General features: G+C 72.9%; 18 protein-coding genes and 1 pseudogene. 8 read left to right on the forward strand and 11 right to left on the reverse strand.

Annotation, left to right across the window (positions count from 1 at the left end; translation table 11 throughout):
- Nucleotides 1–40: 40 nt before the first annotated feature.
- Genes OHB00_RS09530 through OHB00_RS09540 form a run of 3 tightly spaced genes read right to left on the reverse strand, consistent with a single transcriptional unit; the run spans nucleotide 41 to nucleotide 2,018 of the window.
- Entirely contained in the window at nucleotides 41–667 is a 627-nt protein-coding gene (locus OHB00_RS09530) for a YigZ family protein (RefSeq protein ID WP_406433209.1), read from the reverse strand.
- 26 nt (nucleotides 668–693) lie between these two features.
- A complete protein-coding gene (locus tag OHB00_RS09535) occupies nucleotides 694–1,251 on the reverse strand; it encodes a SixA phosphatase family protein (RefSeq protein WP_406433211.1) in 558 nt (185 codons plus the stop codon).
- Complete coding sequence (locus OHB00_RS09540; RefSeq protein WP_406445697.1) at nucleotides 1,248–2,018, reverse strand: hypothetical protein; 771 nt, start codon at nucleotides 2,016–2,018, stop codon at nucleotides 1,248–1,250. The genes OHB00_RS09535 and OHB00_RS09540 overlap by 4 nt, the downstream gene beginning before the upstream one ends.
- Before the next feature lie 166 nt (nucleotides 2,019–2,184).
- Between OHB00_RS09540 and OHB00_RS09545 the strand changes: the two genes are divergently transcribed.
- The 4 genes from OHB00_RS09545 (at nucleotide 2,185) to OHB00_RS09560 (ending at nucleotide 6,138) form a co-directional block, all read left to right on the forward strand.
- On the forward strand, nucleotides 2,185–2,598 hold the full coding sequence (locus OHB00_RS09545; RefSeq protein ID WP_406433213.1) for a CoA-binding protein: 414 nt from the start codon (nucleotides 2,185–2,187) through the stop codon (nucleotides 2,596–2,598).
- 229 nt (nucleotides 2,599–2,827) lie between these two features.
- Entirely contained in the window at nucleotides 2,828–4,465 is a 1,638-nt protein-coding gene (locus OHB00_RS09550) for an APC family permease (protein ID WP_406433215.1), read from the forward strand.
- Between the two features lie 75 nt (nucleotides 4,466–4,540).
- Nucleotides 4,541–5,764 carry a 4-hydroxybenzoate 3-monooxygenase gene (locus OHB00_RS09555; RefSeq protein ID WP_406433217.1) on the forward strand — a complete coding sequence of 408 codons (1,224 nt, stop codon included), beginning with the start codon at nucleotides 4,541–4,543 and terminating at the stop codon, nucleotides 5,762–5,764.
- A gap of 203 nt (nucleotides 5,765–5,967) precedes the next feature.
- Complete coding sequence (locus OHB00_RS09560; protein WP_406433219.1) at nucleotides 5,968–6,138, forward strand: hypothetical protein; 171 nt, start codon at nucleotides 5,968–5,970, stop codon at nucleotides 6,136–6,138.
- A 114-nt stretch (nucleotides 6,139–6,252) separates the two neighbouring features.
- Here the strand turns inward: OHB00_RS09560 and OHB00_RS09565 are convergent, their stop codons facing one another.
- Complete coding sequence (locus OHB00_RS09565) at nucleotides 6,253–6,618, reverse strand: ArsR/SmtB family transcription factor (RefSeq protein ID WP_406433221.1); 366 nt, start codon at nucleotides 6,616–6,618, stop codon at nucleotides 6,253–6,255.
- Between the two features lie 69 nt (nucleotides 6,619–6,687).
- Here OHB00_RS09565 and OHB00_RS09570 point away from each other — a divergent pair, with 69 nt between their 5' ends.
- Nucleotides 6,688–8,037: a cation diffusion facilitator family transporter gene (locus OHB00_RS09570; RefSeq protein ID WP_406433223.1), complete on the forward strand. Its 1,350-nt coding sequence runs from the start codon at nucleotides 6,688–6,690 to the stop codon at nucleotides 8,035–8,037.
- Here OHB00_RS09570 and OHB00_RS09575 read toward each other — a convergent pair.
- Both OHB00_RS09575 and OHB00_RS09580 read right to left on the reverse strand, forming a co-directional pair.
- Nucleotides 8,034–8,583, reverse strand: a pseudogene (locus OHB00_RS09575) (YbaK/EbsC family protein). The gene OHB00_RS09570 and the pseudogene OHB00_RS09575 sit on opposite strands and share 4 nt — an antisense overlap.
- 31 nt (nucleotides 8,584–8,614) lie before the next feature.
- On the reverse strand, nucleotides 8,615–9,187 hold the full coding sequence (locus OHB00_RS09580; RefSeq protein ID WP_406433225.1) for a helix-turn-helix domain-containing protein: 573 nt from the start codon (nucleotides 9,185–9,187) through the stop codon (nucleotides 8,615–8,617).
- Between the two features lie 136 nt (nucleotides 9,188–9,323).
- On the opposite strand from OHB00_RS09580, the gene OHB00_RS09585 reads away from it, so the two are divergent.
- Entirely contained in the window at nucleotides 9,324–10,181 is an 858-nt protein-coding gene (locus OHB00_RS09585; protein WP_406433227.1) for a DMT family transporter, read from the forward strand.
- Between the two features lie 31 nt (nucleotides 10,182–10,212).
- Here OHB00_RS09585 and OHB00_RS09590 read toward each other — a convergent pair whose 3' ends face one another.
- A complete protein-coding gene (locus OHB00_RS09590; protein WP_406433229.1) occupies nucleotides 10,213–10,977 on the reverse strand; it encodes an acyltransferase in 765 nt (254 codons plus the stop codon).
- Nucleotides 10,978–11,087: 110 nt separating this feature from the next.
- Between OHB00_RS09590 and OHB00_RS09595 the strand changes: the two genes are divergently transcribed.
- Entirely contained in the window at nucleotides 11,088–11,615 is a 528-nt protein-coding gene (locus OHB00_RS09595; RefSeq protein ID WP_406433231.1) for a gamma carbonic anhydrase family protein, read from the forward strand.
- Nucleotides 11,616–11,707: 92 nt separating this feature from the next.
- Here the strand turns inward: OHB00_RS09595 and OHB00_RS09600 are convergent, their stop codons facing one another.
- Nucleotides 11,708–12,346, reverse strand: coding sequence for a DedA family protein (locus tag OHB00_RS09600; protein ID WP_406445699.1), 639 nt, complete (start codon nucleotides 12,344–12,346; stop codon nucleotides 11,708–11,710).
- Between the two features lie 545 nt (nucleotides 12,347–12,891).
- Between OHB00_RS09600 and OHB00_RS09605 the strand changes: the two genes are divergently transcribed.
- Nucleotides 12,892–13,548: a YbhN family protein gene (locus OHB00_RS09605; protein ID WP_406433233.1), complete on the forward strand. Its 657-nt coding sequence runs from the start codon at nucleotides 12,892–12,894 to the stop codon at nucleotides 13,546–13,548.
- 7 nt (nucleotides 13,549–13,555) lie between these two features.
- Here the strand turns inward: OHB00_RS09605 and OHB00_RS09610 are convergent, their stop codons facing one another.
- From OHB00_RS09610 to OHB00_RS09620, 3 genes are read right to left on the reverse strand one after another with little or no spacing between them, the layout of a single operon-like run.
- Nucleotides 13,556–14,611, reverse strand: a complete 1,056-nt coding sequence (locus OHB00_RS09610) for a class I SAM-dependent methyltransferase (RefSeq protein ID WP_406433235.1) — start codon at nucleotides 14,609–14,611, stop codon at nucleotides 13,556–13,558.
- Nucleotides 14,595–15,785: a glycosyltransferase gene (locus OHB00_RS09615; RefSeq protein WP_406433237.1), complete on the reverse strand. Its 1,191-nt coding sequence runs from the start codon at nucleotides 15,783–15,785 to the stop codon at nucleotides 14,595–14,597. Before OHB00_RS09615 ends, OHB00_RS09610 begins: the two co-directional genes overlap by 17 nt.
- A complete protein-coding gene (locus tag OHB00_RS09620) occupies nucleotides 15,782–16,597 on the reverse strand; it encodes an alpha/beta fold hydrolase (RefSeq protein ID WP_406433239.1) in 816 nt (271 codons plus the stop codon). Before OHB00_RS09620 ends, OHB00_RS09615 begins: the two co-directional genes overlap by 4 nt.
- Nucleotides 16,598–16,600 lie beyond the last annotated feature (3 nt).

Genomic DNA, 16,600 nt, shown 5'->3' on the forward strand with positions numbered 1-16,600 from the left:
CCGCGCGGCGATGGCGGGGAGAAGCTCTTCGCTCCGGTCGTCACGCGTCCCCGTACGCCTCGCCGCCCGGTTCGAGGGTGGCCGTGCCCGCCGTCGCGTCGGCGAGCCAGGCGCGGAAGGCGGCCAGTTCGGCGTCCGGCAGGGCGATCTCGATGGTGACGGCCTCGCCGTAGCGCACGTCACGGACCTCACGGCCGGTGGCACGCAGGTCGTTGTGGACCTTGCCGGCCCGCTGGTGGTCGACGGTCACCGTGGCCAGCCTGAAGCGGCGGCGGGTGCGGGTGCCGACGGCGTCGAGGGCCTCGCCGACCGCACCGCCGTAGGCGCGGATCAGCCCGCCGGCGCCGAGCTTGACGCCGCCGTAGTAGCGGGTGACGACGGCGACGACGTACCGCATGTCGCGGCGCAGCAGCATCTGGAGCATGGGGACGCCGGCGGTGCCGCCCGGTTCGCCGTCGTCACTGGCCCGCTGGGTGGCGGCGTCGGCTCCGATGACGTAGGCCCAGCAGTTGTGGGTGGCGTCGGCGTGCTCCTTGCGGACGGCCGCGACGAAGTCCTGGGCCTCCCGCTCGGTGGCCGCCGGGGCGAGGGCGCACAGGAAGCGGGAGCGGTTGACCTCGGTCTCGTGCGTGCCGGCGCGGGCGACTGTGCGGTACTCGTCCTGCATCCGCCCAGCCTATGCGGACACCCGCGCTACTCCTTCCGCCGCTGCTCCTTCCGCCCACGGGCCACCGTCACCTCCGTGAGCAGTGCCGTTCCCGGGGCGAGGGCCGCCCATGTCGTGCCGTGCCAGGCCAGGAGGGCGATCGCGGACGTCGGGAACTTCTCGCGGACCTGCTCCAGGGTGTCGTCGAGGCCGTCGCCCGCGAGGTCGAGGACCAGCTCCTCCAGGCCCGGGTTGTGCCCGACCAGCAGCAGCGTCTCCACCTCGGCCGGCACCTCCCGCACGATCTCCAGCAGGTCGGGGACGTCGGCCGCGTACATCCGCCGGTCGTAGCGGACCGGCGGCGGTGTGCCCCACTGGGCGGAGGCCAGCTCCCAGGTCTGCCGGGCGCGTACCGCGGTGGAGCACACCGCGAGGTCGGGCAGGCAGTCGGATCCGGCGAGGGTGCGGCCGGCGGCGGGGGCGTCGCGGCGGCCGCGGTCGGCGAGCGGGCGCAGGTGGTCAGGGACGCCCTCCGGCCAGGCCGACTTGGCGTGCCGCAGGACGACCAGGCGCCGCAGCGGGCCCGCGCCCGCCCGGCTCATCACGCCGCCCGCCCGAGGTCGCGGGTGAGGTCGAGGGCGAGCAGCCGGTCGGCGTAGGCGCAGGTCTCGAAGCGGGCGCCGTCGGGGATCTCGGACTGGGTCTCCATCCAGCGCAGCACGCCGAGCACCGCGGGCACGTCGAGGTCGTCCTCCCAGGCGTCCCGCAGCCGTCCCCGTACTTTCTCGGGCACCGGCCGGGAGGGGCTGCGCGCCCAGTGCGCCACCGACTGCCGCAGCCTGCCGAGGCGCCGGCCGGCCGCGTCGAGGGCGCCGGCGCCTAGGTGGACGGCCGTGCCGCGCGGGGCGTCGAGGAGGGCGAGCCGGAGTGCGGCCGGATCGGCGAGGGTGTTGAGGACGGCGGCCCCGGGGCCGTCGGCGGGGGCGACGGCGACGGTGACGCCGGCACCGGGCACGGCCGGGCCCGCGGCCACGACGTGGACGACCTGTGCCTCGCCCAGTCCCGCGGCGAGATCGCGGCCGTCCTCGAAGGGGCGGATGCCGAGGGTGGTGGCGGCGGCGTGCAGTTCGGCCTGGTGGCGGTCGGCGGTGAGCAGGGGCAGGACCGGGGTGCCGCCGAGTTCCAGCGCGCGCAGCAGGAGGTCGGTGGTGAGCAGGACCCGCAGCGCCGTCAGGTCGTACCCGGAGGCATGTGCCTCGACCCGGGTCAGGGCACGGCGGGCGGGGACGGCGGGGACGGTCTCACCGGTCTTGGCGTCGAGGATGCGGAGCACGGCCCGAGCGTAGGCGTGCGGCGGGCCGTACGCAGGCATCTTGCGACGATTCAGGTCACCGTGGCGGGACATGCGGGACATGCGGCACCTCCTGCCCCGCGGACTGTCCGGGCGCCACTGCGCGGACCGGCTCCGGGCGGGGGAATCAGGGTCCGGCGACCGCTGTTGGCCACGGCGGATGTTCCCCGAGACGAGGAGGCCGACGGTGTACGGCGACGAAGCGACGATCCGCAGGATCCTGACCGGGACGGGTGACACCTGGGCGGTGGTGGGCCTGTCGTCGAACCGGGGGCGGGCGGCGTACGGGGTGGCGCAGGTGCTGCAGCGGTTCGGCAAGCGGATCGTGCCGGTGCATCCCAAGGCGGAGACGGTGCACGGCGAGCAGGGTTACGCGTCCCTGTCGGAGGTTCCCTTCGCTGTCGACGTCGTCGACGTCTTCGTCAACAGCGAGCTGGCCGGGCCGGTCGCGGACGAGGCGGTGGCGAAGGGCGCGAAGGCGGTGTGGTTCCAGCTCGGGGTGGTCGACGAGGCGGCCCACGAGCGGGTGCGGGCCGCGGGGCTGGACATGGTCATGGACCGCTGCCCGGCCATCGAAATTCCGCGCCTGGGCGGGAACTGAGCCGGATTTGAGGAAGATCTGAGCTTGCCTGTCTTACCTTCTTCTCACTTATCACAACTGAATACGGACATTCCGTGACCCTCGCTGACCTGTGCAAAAGCTTTGGCCAAGACAGGAAAGATCGAGGGTCAAATCTTTGGAAACACTCTTCTCCGGTTGCAGCACGCACCCTTAGCTTGTGCCCTCTTGCTCGTTAAATCTGCGTTCAGAAACTGAGAGGCCACTTGACATGGTGAGTGTCGAGAAAGCCGCGACGGAGGACACCACACCTTCGGGCGGTCTGAGGCGGGACGTCGGCCTGATCGGCCTGATGTGGGCCTCTGTGGGCTCGATCATCGGCTCCGGATGGCTGTACGGCGCCGAGAAGGCGGTCGGCATGGCCGGCCCGGCGGCGATCATCTCGTGGGTGATCGGCGCGGTCGCGATCGTGCTCCTGGCACTGGTGCACGCCGAGCTCGGCGGCATGTTCCCGGTCGCGGGCGGTACGGCCCGCTACCCGCACTACGCGTTCGGCGGCCTGGCCGGCATGTCCTTCGGCTGGTTCTCCTGGCTGCAGGCGGCGACCGTGGCGCCGATCGAGGTCGAGGCCATGATCGGTTACGCCGGTCACTGGAAGTGGGCCCAGCACCTTGAGCACGCCGACGGCACCCTGACCGCGAGCGGCCTGCTGGTGGCCGTCGTACTCATGGCCCTGTTCGTCGGCGTCAACTTCTTCGGCGTCCGGGTACTCGCGCACACCAACAGTGCCGCGACCTGGTGGAAGATCGCCGTCCCGCTGGCCGCGATCTTCATCATCGCGGTCGGCAACTTCCACACGTCCAACTTCCACTCGGAGGGCTTCGCCCCCTTCGGTGCCAAGGGCGTGCTCACCGCGATCAGCACCAGCGGCATCATCTTCGCGCTGCTCGGCTTCGAGCAGGCCATCCAGCTGGCCGGCGAGAGCCGCAACCCGAAGAAGGACCTGCCGCGCGCCACGCTCGGCTCGGTCGCGATCGGCGCCGTCATCTACGTCCTGCTCCAGGTCGTCTTCATCGCCGCGCTGCCGCACAGCACCTTCGCGCACGGCTGGGGCCACCTCGCGTACGCGGGCATCAGCGGCCCGTGGGCCGGCCTCGCCACCCTGGTCGGCCTCGGCTGGCTGGCCTGGGTCCTCTACCTGGACGCGATCATCTCCCCCGGCGGCACCGGCCTCATCTACACCACCGCCACCTCGCGCGTCTCCTACGGCCTGGCGAAGAACGGCTACGCGCCGAAGATCTTCACCCAGACCGACTCCCGCGGTGTGCCGTGGTTCGGTCTCATCATGTCCTTCGTGACCGGCGTGATCTGCTTCCTGCCGTTCCCGAGCTGGCAGCAGCTGGTCGGTTTCATCACCTCGGCGAGCGTGCTGATGTACGCCGGCGCGCCGCTGGCGTACGGCGTCTTCGCCGACAAGCTGCCGCAGCGCGAGCGCCCGTACCGGCTGCCGTTCGGCAAGCTGATCTCCCCGCTGTCGTTCGTGGTCGCCAACCTGATCATCTACTGGTCCGGCTGGGACATCCTGTGGCGGCTCGGCCTCGCGATCGTGCTCGGCTACCTGCTGCTCGGCGGCTACTCCTTCTACGCCCACAGCAAGAACCTGCCGGACGCCCCCCGGCTGGACTTCCGGGCCGCGCAGTGGCTGCCCGTCTACCTGATCGGCATGGGCCTGATCTCCTGGCAGGGCAGCTTCGGCGGCCAGAACCACATCGCTCTGTGGTGGGACATCCTGGTCATCGCCGCCTTCTCGGTCGGCATCTACTACTGGGCCAAGGCGACCGCCTCCACGGCCGACGACATCGAGCGCAGCATCGACGAGGTCGTGGTCACCGACGCCCCGGCGCACTGACCCCTCCCCCTCACCCCCGTCCCGTCAGCCACGGTGGCACTGCCGTGGCTGACGGGACACCGTCATAATGCAGAGGTGACGCACCCCTCCCCCCACCGCAACTCCCCCTCCGAAGAACGCCGTACGGCCGTCGTCGTGGGCGCCGGGCCCGCCGGGCTGACCGTCGGGAACATCCTGCGGGCCGCCGACGTCGACTGCGTGGTCCTGGAGACCGAGAGCAGACAGTTCATCGAGACCCGGCCACGGGCCGGGGTCATCGAGGAATGGGCGGTGCGCGGGCTGCGGCAGCGCGGTCTGGGCGAGAACCTGGAGGCCCGCGCGCAGCTGCACAGCGCGTGCGAGTTCCGGTTCGCCGATGAGCGGTTCCGGTTCGACTACCACGAACTGACGGGCCATCACCATTATGTCTACCCGCAGCCGTTGCTGGTGACGGATCTGGTACGGGAGTACGCCGACGTGCGCGGCGGGGACATCAGGTTCGGGGTGCGGGACGTCGTGCTGGACGGCCTGGAGACGGACCGACCCGCCGTGTCGTACCTCGACCCGGAGACCGGCCGACGACATGTTCTGCGCTGTGAGTACGTCGCGGGCTGCGACGGGGCGCGCGGGGTGACCCGGGACGCGATACCGGACGGGCGGGTGCGGGTCTCCCGGCAGGACCACGGCACGGCGTGGCTGGCCCTGCTCGCCGAGGCGCCGCCGTCCTCGGACTGCGTGGTCTTCGGCGTCCATCCGAACGGTTTCGCCGGGCACATGGCGCGCAGCCCCGAGGTCACCCGCTACTACCTGCAGTGCCCGCCGGGCGACGATCCGGAGAGCTGGTCGCACGACCGGGTCTGGGACGAACTGCGCGAGCGGCTCGGCGCGGCCGGGGCCCCGCCGCTCACCGAGGGGCGGCTGATCGAGAAGCGCGTGCTGGACATGCACGACTACGTGGTCGAACCCATGGTGTACGGCCGCCTCTTCCTGGCCGGCGACGCCGGGCACCTGACCGCGCCGATCGCCGCCAAGGGCATGAACCTCGCCCTGCACGACGCCTTCCTGCTGGGCGACGCGATCGCCGCGCACGCCACGAAGGGCGACGACGCCGGTCTGGAGGGCTACTCCCACGCCTGCCTGCGCCGGGTCTGGGACTACCAGGAGTTCTCGCAGTTCCTGTCCGGCATCTACCACGGCACGTCCTCCGGCGATCCGTTCCTCGCGGGCACCAGCCTGGCCCGGCTGCGCAGGCTGTTCACCTCACGCGCGGCGGCGACGGCCTTCGCCGAGCAGTACCTCGGTTCGGCCGCCGCCTTCTGACCGTCACGCGGTCACGGGGACCGGGCTGTGGGCCCGGCCGGCGAGGAGCGCCGTACCGGCGAGGGCGAGCAGGATCACCGTGAGCAGCCCCGAGCAGAAGGACACCAGCCCGGCGAGCAGCACCCGGCGGCCGCCGATCCGGTCGCTGAGACGCCCGGCGAACGGGGGATGGCATCGGCGAACACCCCACCAGCACCGGCACCGTGCTGATCGTCGCCGCCGACCTGCGCGACCACCCCCGGACCACGGTCACCGAGATCGCCAAGCGCACCGGCCTGGCGCAGAGCCAGGTCTCCGACTGCGCGGCCGGCTGCGCAGCGCCGAGGCGAGCGTCGCCGAATCCGACCCGCGTGACGGCCGCCGTACGCTGCTGAGCCCGGTCGCCGAGCCGTCCGACCGCATGAAGGCGGTGCGGGAAGCACCATTGGGCCCGGCCCTGGCGGCGGCGACCAGCGAGGCCGAGGAGGCGCTCGCCTTGCTCGAAAAGCTCAGCCGTCTGCTGCGGTGACGGTCTCGGACAGCCGGTGGTCCGCCACCTTCAGCGCCTCCTCGACCAGGCGGCGCAGATGGCCGTGGCGCAGCGAGTACACCACCCGGCGCCCCTCCTTGCGCGTGCCCACCAGCCCCGCGAGCCGCAGCCGCGCCAGATGCTGGCTGACGGCGGGCCGCGCGGCGCCGCACACCTCGGTGAGCGTGCCGACGTCTGCCTCCCCCGTCGTCAGGGCGTGCAGCAGAGTGAGCCGGGTGCGGTCGCCGAGCAGGGCGAGGACTTCGGCGGCGAGCGCGAACTGCTCCTCGCCGGGGGTGCGCGGATGCGCATGATGCGCAGGTGACAGGTGCATGCGTGCGCTCATACGCACATAATGGCGTCGTGGGCGTCGGATGTCCATGACCGCGCCCAGCGCACCGGAGAGGGGAGCCGCATGAGCGACCGGCACCACCACGAACACGCGTCCGCGGACGACCGTCACCTTCCCGAGCACGCCTCCACCCTTGACCGGCAGGGCAAGCCCACCGACGGCCCCGGGCACGACCACGGCCACAGCCATGAGCGCGACCGCGACCACGACCACAACCGAAGCCGCGTCCCTGAGCCCAGCCACGGCCATGAGCCCGATCACGGGCACAGCCAGGGGCACGATCACGGGCACGGCCAGGGGCACGGGCACGATCACGGACACGGCGACGGGCACGATCACGGGCACGGCGACGGCCACGGCCACGGCGACGGGCTTCATGACGGGCACGATCATCCGCCCGGTCACGCACACTCCTCGGCCGCCGGTCTCCGTCACCGCCTCACCCATCTCCTGACGCCCCACTCCCACGAGACGGCCGACAAGCTCGACACCGCGCTGGAGTCGTCGGCGCGGGGCATGCGGGCGCTCTGGGCCTCGCTGGCCGTGCTCGGCGCGACGGCGCTCGTGCAGGCGGTCGTGGTGGTCCTGTCCGGCTCCGTCGCCCTGCTCGGGGACACGGTGCACAACGCGGCGGACGCGTTGACCGCCGTACCGCTGGGCATCGCCTTCGTGCTCGGGCGCCGCGCGGCGAACCGCCGCTTCACCTACGGCTACGGGCGGGCCGAGGACCTCGCGGGGATCGCGATCGTACTGACGATCACCGCTTCGGCCGTCTTCGCCGCCTGGACCGCGGTCGACCGGCTGCTGGACCCGCGCCCGGTCTCGCACCTCTCGGCGGTCGCGGTGGCCGCGCTGGCCGGGTTCGCCGGGAACGAGTGGGTGGCCCGGTACCGGATCCGGGTGGGCCGGGAGATCGGCTCGGCCGCACTGGTGGCCGACGGGCTGCACGCGCGTACCGACGGGTTCACCTCGCTGGCCGTGCTGCTGGGGGCCGGCGGCTCGGCGCTCGGCTGGCAACTCGCCGACCCGCTGGTGGGGTTGGCGATCACGGCCGCGATCGCACTGGTACTGCGGGACGCGGCGCGCGAGGTGTTCCGACGGGTGATGGACGCCGTGGACCCGGAGCTGGTGGACCGGGCCGAGCGGGCGCTGCGCGAGGTGCCGGGGGTACGCGCGGTGGGCGAGCTGCGGCTGCGGTGGATCGGGCACCGGCTGCGGGCCGAGGTGGCGGTGGTGGTCGACGGCGAGGCGACCGTGCGGCAGGCCCACGGGATCGCCGTCGAGGCGGAACACGCGCTGCTGCACGCCGTGCCGAGGCTGACGGCGGCCCTGGTGCACGCGGATCCGGCGCCTGCCCCGGGCCAGGCGGACCCGCACCTGGCGCTGGCGCACCACGCCCACGCGCTGTCCTAGACGCCGAGCCCCGCCACCACCACCGCGCCCGGCAGCTCGGCGAACGCCTCGCCGGGGACCAGGAGTCTGCCGCGCCGGCGCCCGCTGCCGACCAGGACCCAGGGCAGGTCGACCACGGCCGAGTCCACCAACAGCGGCCAGTCGTACGGGAGTCCGATCGGGGTGCCGCCGTACTCCATGCCGTCGCGCCGGTCGCGGTCTCCATCGAGGCGAACGAGGCCTTGCGGCGCCGAGTCGGCGGCACACCACGCCGTTGACGTCCACCGTGGTCGTGGCCAGCGCCAGACAGGCCGCCGGGGTGGTCCCGCCGCCGCGCTTGCCCGCCACCACCACGCAGTTGGCCGACCGCTCCAGCGGGTCACGCCTGTAGTGCTCGACGAAGACCGCGGTGTCCGCCCACCGCGGTTCGGTCTCGACATGGACGATCCGGTCGGCGGGCACGGTGCCGGTCCAGTCGCGTACGGCGTCGGCGACCGGCGCGGTCAGCTCGTCGAGGCGGTCGGTGGCGGGGACGGCGGCGTCGAAGTCTCCGATGGGTGCGCGCATGTCCGCACGCCAACAGCCGCGCCCGCCGGGCTCAGGGCACGGGCGGCACGGAGACCGTCATCACCATCTCCATCGGCACGTCCCCGGTGTTGCCGTACACATGGGCGGTGTTCGCCTGGAAGGAAGCGCTGGCGCCCTTCGGCACGCGGTACTCGGTGCCGTCGACGGTGAGGGTCAGTTCACCGGCGGTGACGTGGACGATCTCCACCGTGCCGGTGGGGTGGGGCTCCGACGGGCTGCTCTCCCCCGGCATCAGATGCCAGTCCCACATCTCCAGCGGGCCGGGCGCCTCGGTGCCGGCGAGGAGCCGGTTGAAACTGCCGGCCTCGGTGTGCCACAGCCGTACGGCCTTGTCGGCGGGGACGATCCGGACCTTCGGGCCCTGCTCGTAGTCGAGCAGGGTGGTGACGCTGATGCCGAGCGCGTCACCGATCTTGACGACCGTGCCGATGCTCGGGTTGGTGCGGGCCTGCTCGATCTGGATCAGCATGCCGCGGCTGACTCCGGCCCGGGCCGCGAGCACGTCCAGAGTGAACCCGCGCACCGCCCGCCAGTGCTTGACGTTGCGGGCCAGGGACTGGGTCAGCAGGTCGAGGTCCGACACGGTCCGTCCATCGTGGAGAGCCTTGTGGAGGGCATGGTGGGCATGATGGTCCAATATTCTAGATGACGCAGTTCATCCCAGTGAACTACGATGGGGTGCACCTGATCGTTCACCGAACTGTACTGCGAGGCGGGCCGTGACAGCATTCTTCGCCCTGACCACCAGCTTCCTGTGGGGACTGGCCGACTTCGGCGGCGGACTGCTCACGCGACGCGCCCCGGCGCTCACCGTGGTCGTCCTGTCGCAGGGCCTGGCGGCGGCGGTGCTGGGCGTCATCGTGGTCGCCACGGGCGGCTGGAGCGAGGCCGGACCGCGGCTGTGGTTCGCCTTCGCGGCGGGCCTGGTCGGACCGGTCGCGCTGTTCTCCTTCTACAAGGCCCTCGCCCTCGGCCCGATGGGAGTGGTCTCCCCACTGGCCACCCTGAGCGTCGCCGTCCCGGTCGGGGTCGGCCTCCTTCTCGGTGAGCGGCCGGGGCTGCTCCAGGTCGCGGGCATCGCGGTCGCCGTCACCGGGGTCGTCCTGGCCGGCGGCCCGCAGCTGCGCGGCGCCCCCGTGCAGCGCCGGACGATCCTGCTCACCCTGGTCTCCGCGGCCGGCTTCGGCACGGTGTTCGCGCTGATCACCGAGGCGTCCACCACGGTCACCGGCCTCTTCCTGGCCCTCTTCGTACAACGGCTGACCAGCGTCGCGACGGGCGGCGCGGCCCTGTGGCTGTCCGTGCGCCGGGGTGCGCCCGCACTGCCGGAGGGCGGCTTCGCCTGGGCCACGCTCCCTGCGCTGGGCTTCGTCGGTCTCGCCGACGTCGCGGCCAACGGCACGTACTCGGTCGCCGCCCAGCACGGTCCGGTCACCGTCGCCGCGGTGCTCGCGTCGCTCTACCCGGTGGTCACCGCGCTCGCGGCCCGCGGCTTCCTCAGCGAACGGCTGCGGGCGGTCCAGGCGGCGGGCGCCGGGCTGGCGCTGGTGGGAACGCTGCTGCTGGCCACCGGCTGAACCGGCGGCCGGCGGCTCGGCCGGCGGCCGCTCAGCCCTCGGTCTCCAGTGCGGCGAGCCGTGCCACGTCCTCCTCGTCCAGCTCCGCCAGCGCGCGCAACTGCTCCGGCGTGGTGCCCTCCGGGATCGGCACCGGCGGGGGCGTGCGCAGCGGCGGCTGCCAGCCGGTCTCGGGTGTCCAGCGGCGTACGACCCGGGCGGGCGCGCCGGCCACCACGGCGTGGTCGGGCACCGTGCCCCGGACCACCGCGCCCGCGGCCACCACCACGTTCCGGCCGATCCGCGCGCCGGGCAGGATCACCGCACCGGTGCCGATCCAGCAGCCCGGGCCGACCTCCACGGGCTCCATGCGGGGCCACTGTCTGCCGATGGGCTCGTGCGGGTCGTCGTAGGAGTGGTTGGTGGAGGTGACATAGACGTACGGGCCGAAGTAGCAGTCGCTGCCGATGGTGACCGTCGTGTCGGCGATGACGTGACTGCCGCGGCCGAGGACCACGCCGTCGCCGATGCGCAGGATCGGGTCGGGACCGAGGTCGAGGTCGGGCATCAGGCCCGCGGTGAGGGTGACCTGTTCGCCGACGATGCAGTGCGAGCCGAGGTGGATCCACGGTTCACCGAAGACCGTGCCGAGTGGGAAGGCGAGGCGGGTGGCTTCGCCGAGGGCGCCGAAACGGAAGCGGCTGGGGTGGTCGGCCGTGACGGACCCGGTGCGTTGCGCCCAGGCCCAGGCCGCGTGCACTGCGCGTTGGGCGAGGCGGCGACGCCAGGACGAGAACGTGTTCTTGGGCTTCGGCACGGGGTCACGGTACTCAGCGGGCGGCGAGCAGAAGAGGGCGGGCTGCTGTGATCTTTGCCCCAACCGGTGGCGTAGGTTTCCGGGGGAATCGACGACGACGGGAGACGGTGATGACTCACAAGGCGCTGATCATGGGGATCGGGGGACGTGAGCCGCGGGTCGAGGCCGACGTGTTCGTGGCACCGACGGCTTCGGTGATCGGGGATGTGACGCTGGAGGCCGGGGCGAGTGTCTGGTACGGCGCGGTGATCCGGGGGGATGTCGAGAAGATCACCGTGGGGGCTCAGGCGAATGTGCAGGACAACGCCACGCTGCATGCGGATCCGGGGTTTCCGGTGAGCGTCGGGGAGCGGGTGTCGATCGGGCACAACGCGGTGGTGCACGGGGCGACCGTGGAGGACGACTGCCTGATCGGGATGGGGGCGACCGTGCTGAACGGGGCCGTGATCGGGGCGGGGTCGCTGGTGGCCGCGCAGGCGTTGGTGCCGCAGGGGATGGTGGTGCCTGCGGGGTCGCTGGTGGCGGGGGTGCCGGCGAAGGTGCGGCGCGAGCTGAGCCGGGAGGAGCGGGAGGGGGTGACCCTCAACGGGACCTTCTATGCGGAGTTGGCCGAGGCGCATCGCGGGGTGCATGAGTAGGTCGTCGGGCGGGTGCGGGTGCGTGGGGGCTTGTCGCGCCCACGCGGCGGAGCCGCATGTCACATACAGCCCCGCGCCCCTGTCGGGGCGCTTCAGTCACCGGCTCCCACAGGCTCGGGTTCCTTCTCCTGAGCCTTGCCGGCCTTGCGTTTCACGATCAGCATCGACGCCAGGCCCACCAGTACCGCTGCCGCCAGGCCCGCGTACGAGAACCTCTTCAGCCAGTCCTCCGCGACGAGGCCGACGTAGTAGACGACCGCCGTCGTGCCGCCTGCCCAGCAGATGCCGCCCAGGAGGTTGGCGGTCAGGAACTTCCAGTACGGCATGTGGAGGACGCCGGCCAGCGGGCCCGCGAAGATGCGCAGGAGGGCGATGAAGCGGCCGAAGAAGACCGCCCACATGCCCCACTTCTCGAAGGAGCGCTCGGCGGTGGCGACATGGCCCTCGCTGAAGTGTCTGGGGAACCTCTTGCCCAGCCAGGCGAGGAGGGGGCGGCCGCCCTTGCGGCCGATCGCGTAGCCGATGGAGTCGCCGACGACCGCGCCGGCCGTGGCGCAGGCGCCGAGGACGAACGGGTTGATGCCCGAGTGCTGCGAGGACAGCAGCGCGGCGGAGACCAGGACGATCTCGCCCGGCAGCGGGATGCCCAGGCTCTCCACACCGATGACCAGCGCCACCACGGCGTAGACGGCGACCGCCGGTACCGAGTCGAGCCATTCCTGGACGTGCACCGCCGGAACCTCCCCTGTCGCGTGCTCCTTCCCCAGGAAGGCTACCGGGTCGGCCGGGTACCGCATCGCCCGCGGCACCGGCCCGCCCTCCCGCCTTAGGTTTTCGGACATCCGGGTGTCATTCGGGACGGGAAGGCTCCCGGGCGGTCTCGCTCGCCCGCGGCTCCCCACCGCGGGCCCCCTGTGGAAGGACAACGTCCCCGTGTCCTCACTGTCCTCACTGTCGTCACTGTCCTCGTCCTGCGCCGACGCGCCCGTGCGTCCGCTGCCGACGCCCTCGATGGCCGGCCGGCCGCTCCGGCTCGCCCTGTGTCTGTCCCCGCTGTTCATCGCCGCGATCTGGGGGCTGACCAACCAGTCACTGCTGTACCAGGGCGTCACCCGGCTCGCCCGCGCCGAACCGGGGTGGCTGCTGGCCGGCGGCGCCTGTACCTGCCTGACCTGGGTGGTGGCCTCCTGCATGCGGCAGGGCGCCGTGCCCGACCGGCTGCCGCCGGGGCTGCTGCTGGCCTCGCAGTTCGCCGCCGGGGCCGCCAACCACGGCAGTGCCCGCCGGGCTCGGCGCGCACGCCGTCACCGTGCGTTTCCTGCGCACCCGGGGTGTCCCCCTGGAGCGGGCCACCGCCTCGATCGCGCTGTACTCGGTGGCCAAGTCGGGTGCGAAGACGGTCGTGCTGATCGGGTTCCTGCTGTCCTCGTCCGCGTGGCGGCGGCTGGGCGAGCTGGTGCCGGACGGCGTCGTGCTGATCCCGGTCGCCGCCGGCTTCACCCTGGCGTGCGTGACGATGGCCGTCGTACGACCGCTGCGGCGGCCGGTGACAGCACTGGTGCGGTGTGCGCTCACCGATGCCCGGACGGTGCACGCGCGGCCCTCCCGGGTGCTGGCCCTGTGGGGCGGGGCCACGGCGATGCCGCTGGTGCAGGCGAGTGTGCTGGCCTGCACCGGGGAGGCGCTCGGGCTCGGGCTGTCGTGGGCGGACGTGACCCTCGCGTATCTTGCGGCGGGCACGGCCGGGGGTGCCGTGCCGGTGCCCGGCGGGGTCGCGGTGGACGCGGCGCTGGTGTTCACGCTGGCCGCGTTCGGCTCCCCGCCGGCGGTGGCCACCGCGACCGTGATCGGCTACCGCGTGCTGACCGACTGGGTGCCGCTGCTGCCGGGCGCCCTGGTGCTGTCGGCGATGATCCGCGCGAAGGCGCTGTGAGGCGTCCTCAGTCGCGGCGGGCGACTATGCGGTAGGCGTTGGCGAGCCGGAGGCGCTGCGAGAGCGGCCGTACGGCGAAGCGGTCCAGGAGGGTGCCGGTGACCAGGGCCGGGATGCCCGCGAGGAGCAGGGCGGCGCGCAGCGTCTTCTGGAGCGCGCCCGGCGGGCGGGGAAGCCAGGGGGCGTCCTCGCGGGGTGCGGTGTGGTCCAGGGCGAGCCAGACGGCGGCCAGCAGGTCGACGGGGTCGTGGGCCTGGGCGTGTTCTTCCGCCACCACCGTGAAGCCCAGGCCGGTGAGCCGTTCGCGGAGGTTGGCGACGGGAATGAAGTGCAGGTGCTGGGGCTGGAGCCAGGGCAGCCACCAGCGGCCGAGGAGCCTGGCGTAGCGGCTCTGCGGGTCGGGGACCTCGATCAGGAGGTGCCCGCCGGGGCGTACCGTCTCGTGGGCGGCGCGCAGTTCGCGGTCGGGGTCGGTGCTGTGCTCCAGGTAGTGGAACATGCTGACGACGTCGTAGCGGGCGGCGAGTTCGGGGGCCAGGTCCGGGAAGGCGCCCCGGTAGGCGCGCTCCACCCGGCCCTCGCGGGCGGCGAGTTCGACGCCGTCGGTGAAGTCGAGGCCGTCGAAGGCGGTGCCGGGCAGGACCTCGCGGGCCGCCTCGCAGAAGTGGCCGTGGCCGGTGCCGACGTCGAGCCAGTTCTTGGGGGTCGCGTCGTGCGGGACCATGGACCGGGCGCGGCCCTGGTACATCTTGGTCCGGCCGCCGAAGGTGCCGCTCATCTTCTGCTCGCCGAGGCCGTCGTAGAAGTCGCGGTAGTAGAACTCCAGGCCGGTCTCGTTCAGGCGCGGGTTCTGGAAGGTGTGCCCGCAGTCCTGGCAGCGGTCCAGGACGAAGCGGCCGGGTTTGTGCTGGAGCAGGTCGGTGGTGCGCAGCCGGGTGGTCAGCCGGTCGGAGCGGCACCACGGGCACGTGGTGCGCGGGGGTTCGAAGAAGCGGTCGGTGCCCTCGGCCAGGTCCCGCCGGTAGGCGGAGCGCAACGCCTCGATCTCACTCTGCTTGCTCATCGGCTCTCCTTGCGTGCGGGTCTGCTGCGAGGCGTTCCAGATGGGTGGCGGCGGCCTGCGCTCCGCCCGCCGCACGGAACGCGGTGCGGATCCTGGCCGCCGCGGTGCGCGGGCCGGGTTCGTACAGGACGGTGTCCAGGGCCTCGCCCAGCCGGGGCGCGGTGACCCGGCCGAACCTGACCCGGATGCCCGCCCCGGCGTCGACCACCTGCCCGGCGATCACCGGCTGGTCGTCGCGGATGGGGGCGACGACCAGCGGGACGCCGTGCCACAGGGCCTCGCACACGGTGTTGTGCCCGGCGTGGCAGACCACCGCGTCGACTCTCTCCAGGAGCGGGAGCTGGGGCAGGGAGGGCAGGATCAGGAGGTCCTTGTCGTCGGCCGCGGGGGGCAGGGTGGCGCCGGGGTCGGCCACCAGCGCCTGGACCCGGTGGGCCCGATCGCGTACGGCGGCCACGCACTCGGCGAGGAACCGCCCGCCCGCGTCGGCGTTGGCGGTGCCGAGGGAGACGAGGACCCGCTCCCGGCTCGGATCCAGCCACTCCCAGGGGAAGTTGTCGGGGACCGGCCGCTCGGAGATCGACGGACCCACGTAGCGGACCGCCGGCCGGTCGGTGGGGCCCGCCAGTTCGGGCGTGGTGAAGGCGAGGGTGAGCCGCGGCGAGAAGCGCGGGTCGGCGGTGCCCGCCGGATCCCCGATGCGGCCGCGCAGCTCCGTGAGCCGGTCGCGGAGCCACTCGGCGACCTTCGGGATGCCGTCGTAGGCGCCGCCGAACTCGGCCGAGGTGGTCGCGGAGGTCGCCCAGGGCAGACCGAGCCGCTCGGCCACCAGGGCCCCGGCGAAGGCCTGTTGGTCGGCGACCACCACATCGGGGCGGAAGTCGTCGGCAGCCGCCCGCACACCGGGCGCCATGGCGTCCGCCAGCGGCACCAGGAACCACTCCCAGAGGAACTTCAGCGCCTCCGCGCCGCGCAGATCCGCGGGCCGCTCCCCCTCGGCGGTGCCCGCGCACGGGAACACCCGCGCCTGCGCGCCCGCCAGCCGGCGGACCAGACCGGCGTCCGCGCAGACCCAGGCCACCCGGTGCCCGCGCGCGGCGAGTTCGGCCGAGACGCCGACGGCCGGGTTGATGTGCCCGACCAGGGGCGGCACGACGAACAGGAAGCCGCTCACCGGACCCCGGCCGCCCGCGCCCCGCCGACCGAGTGGATCAGCTCCAGGATGTGTCCGCCGACCGTGCCGGCCGCCTCGACCAGCACGGAGTGCTCGTGCCCGGGCAGCACCACCGACCGGTAGTCCGCCAGCAGGGTCTCCTTCAGCGGGACCACGTCGACCAGGTCGGAGTCACCGCCGTACACCCCGAGGACCGGGCAGCGTACGGCGCTGATCTGGTCCTCGGTCAGCACCCGGCTGGCCGGGATGTCCCGGCCGAGGCTGGTCTCACGGGCGAGCCGTGCCGCGCCCCTGGCCAGCCGGGCGGTGTTGTGACTGCGGTTGGCGGTGATCCAGGCGATGGCGTCCGGCTCGTTGTGGGCGAGTTCGGTGACGACCCGGTGCAGGATGCCGCCGAGTTTCGCGGCCCAGGCGGCGGTCGCCGGTTCGGACTCGATCAGGGTCAGGCTGGCGGTGCGCTCCGGGTGGCGGGCCGCGTAGCCGAAGGCGATGGTGCCCCCGTAGGAGTTGCCGACGAGGTGCACCGGGCCGGTGATCGCCAGCCGGTCGAGCAGGGCCTCCAGGTCGTCGATGTTGTGGTCGAGGGTGTAGCCGTCGGTGGGGCGGCCGCTGCGGCCGTGGCCGCGCAGGTCGTACATGACCACGTCGAGGCCGGAGGCGGCGAAGGCGGGGGCCACGGTGAAGTAGTAGCTGGCCAGGCTGTCGGTGAGCAGCCCGTGCACCAGGACCACGGTGGCGAGGGGGGTACGGCCCTCCGCCGGGCCCATTCGCTGTACGTGCAGCCGGATGTCTCCGGTGTCGACCATCGCCATGGC

The organism is Streptomyces sp. NBC_00631 (assembly GCF_045206895.1).
GTDB lineage: Bacteria > Actinomycetota > Actinomycetes > Streptomycetales > Streptomycetaceae > Streptomyces.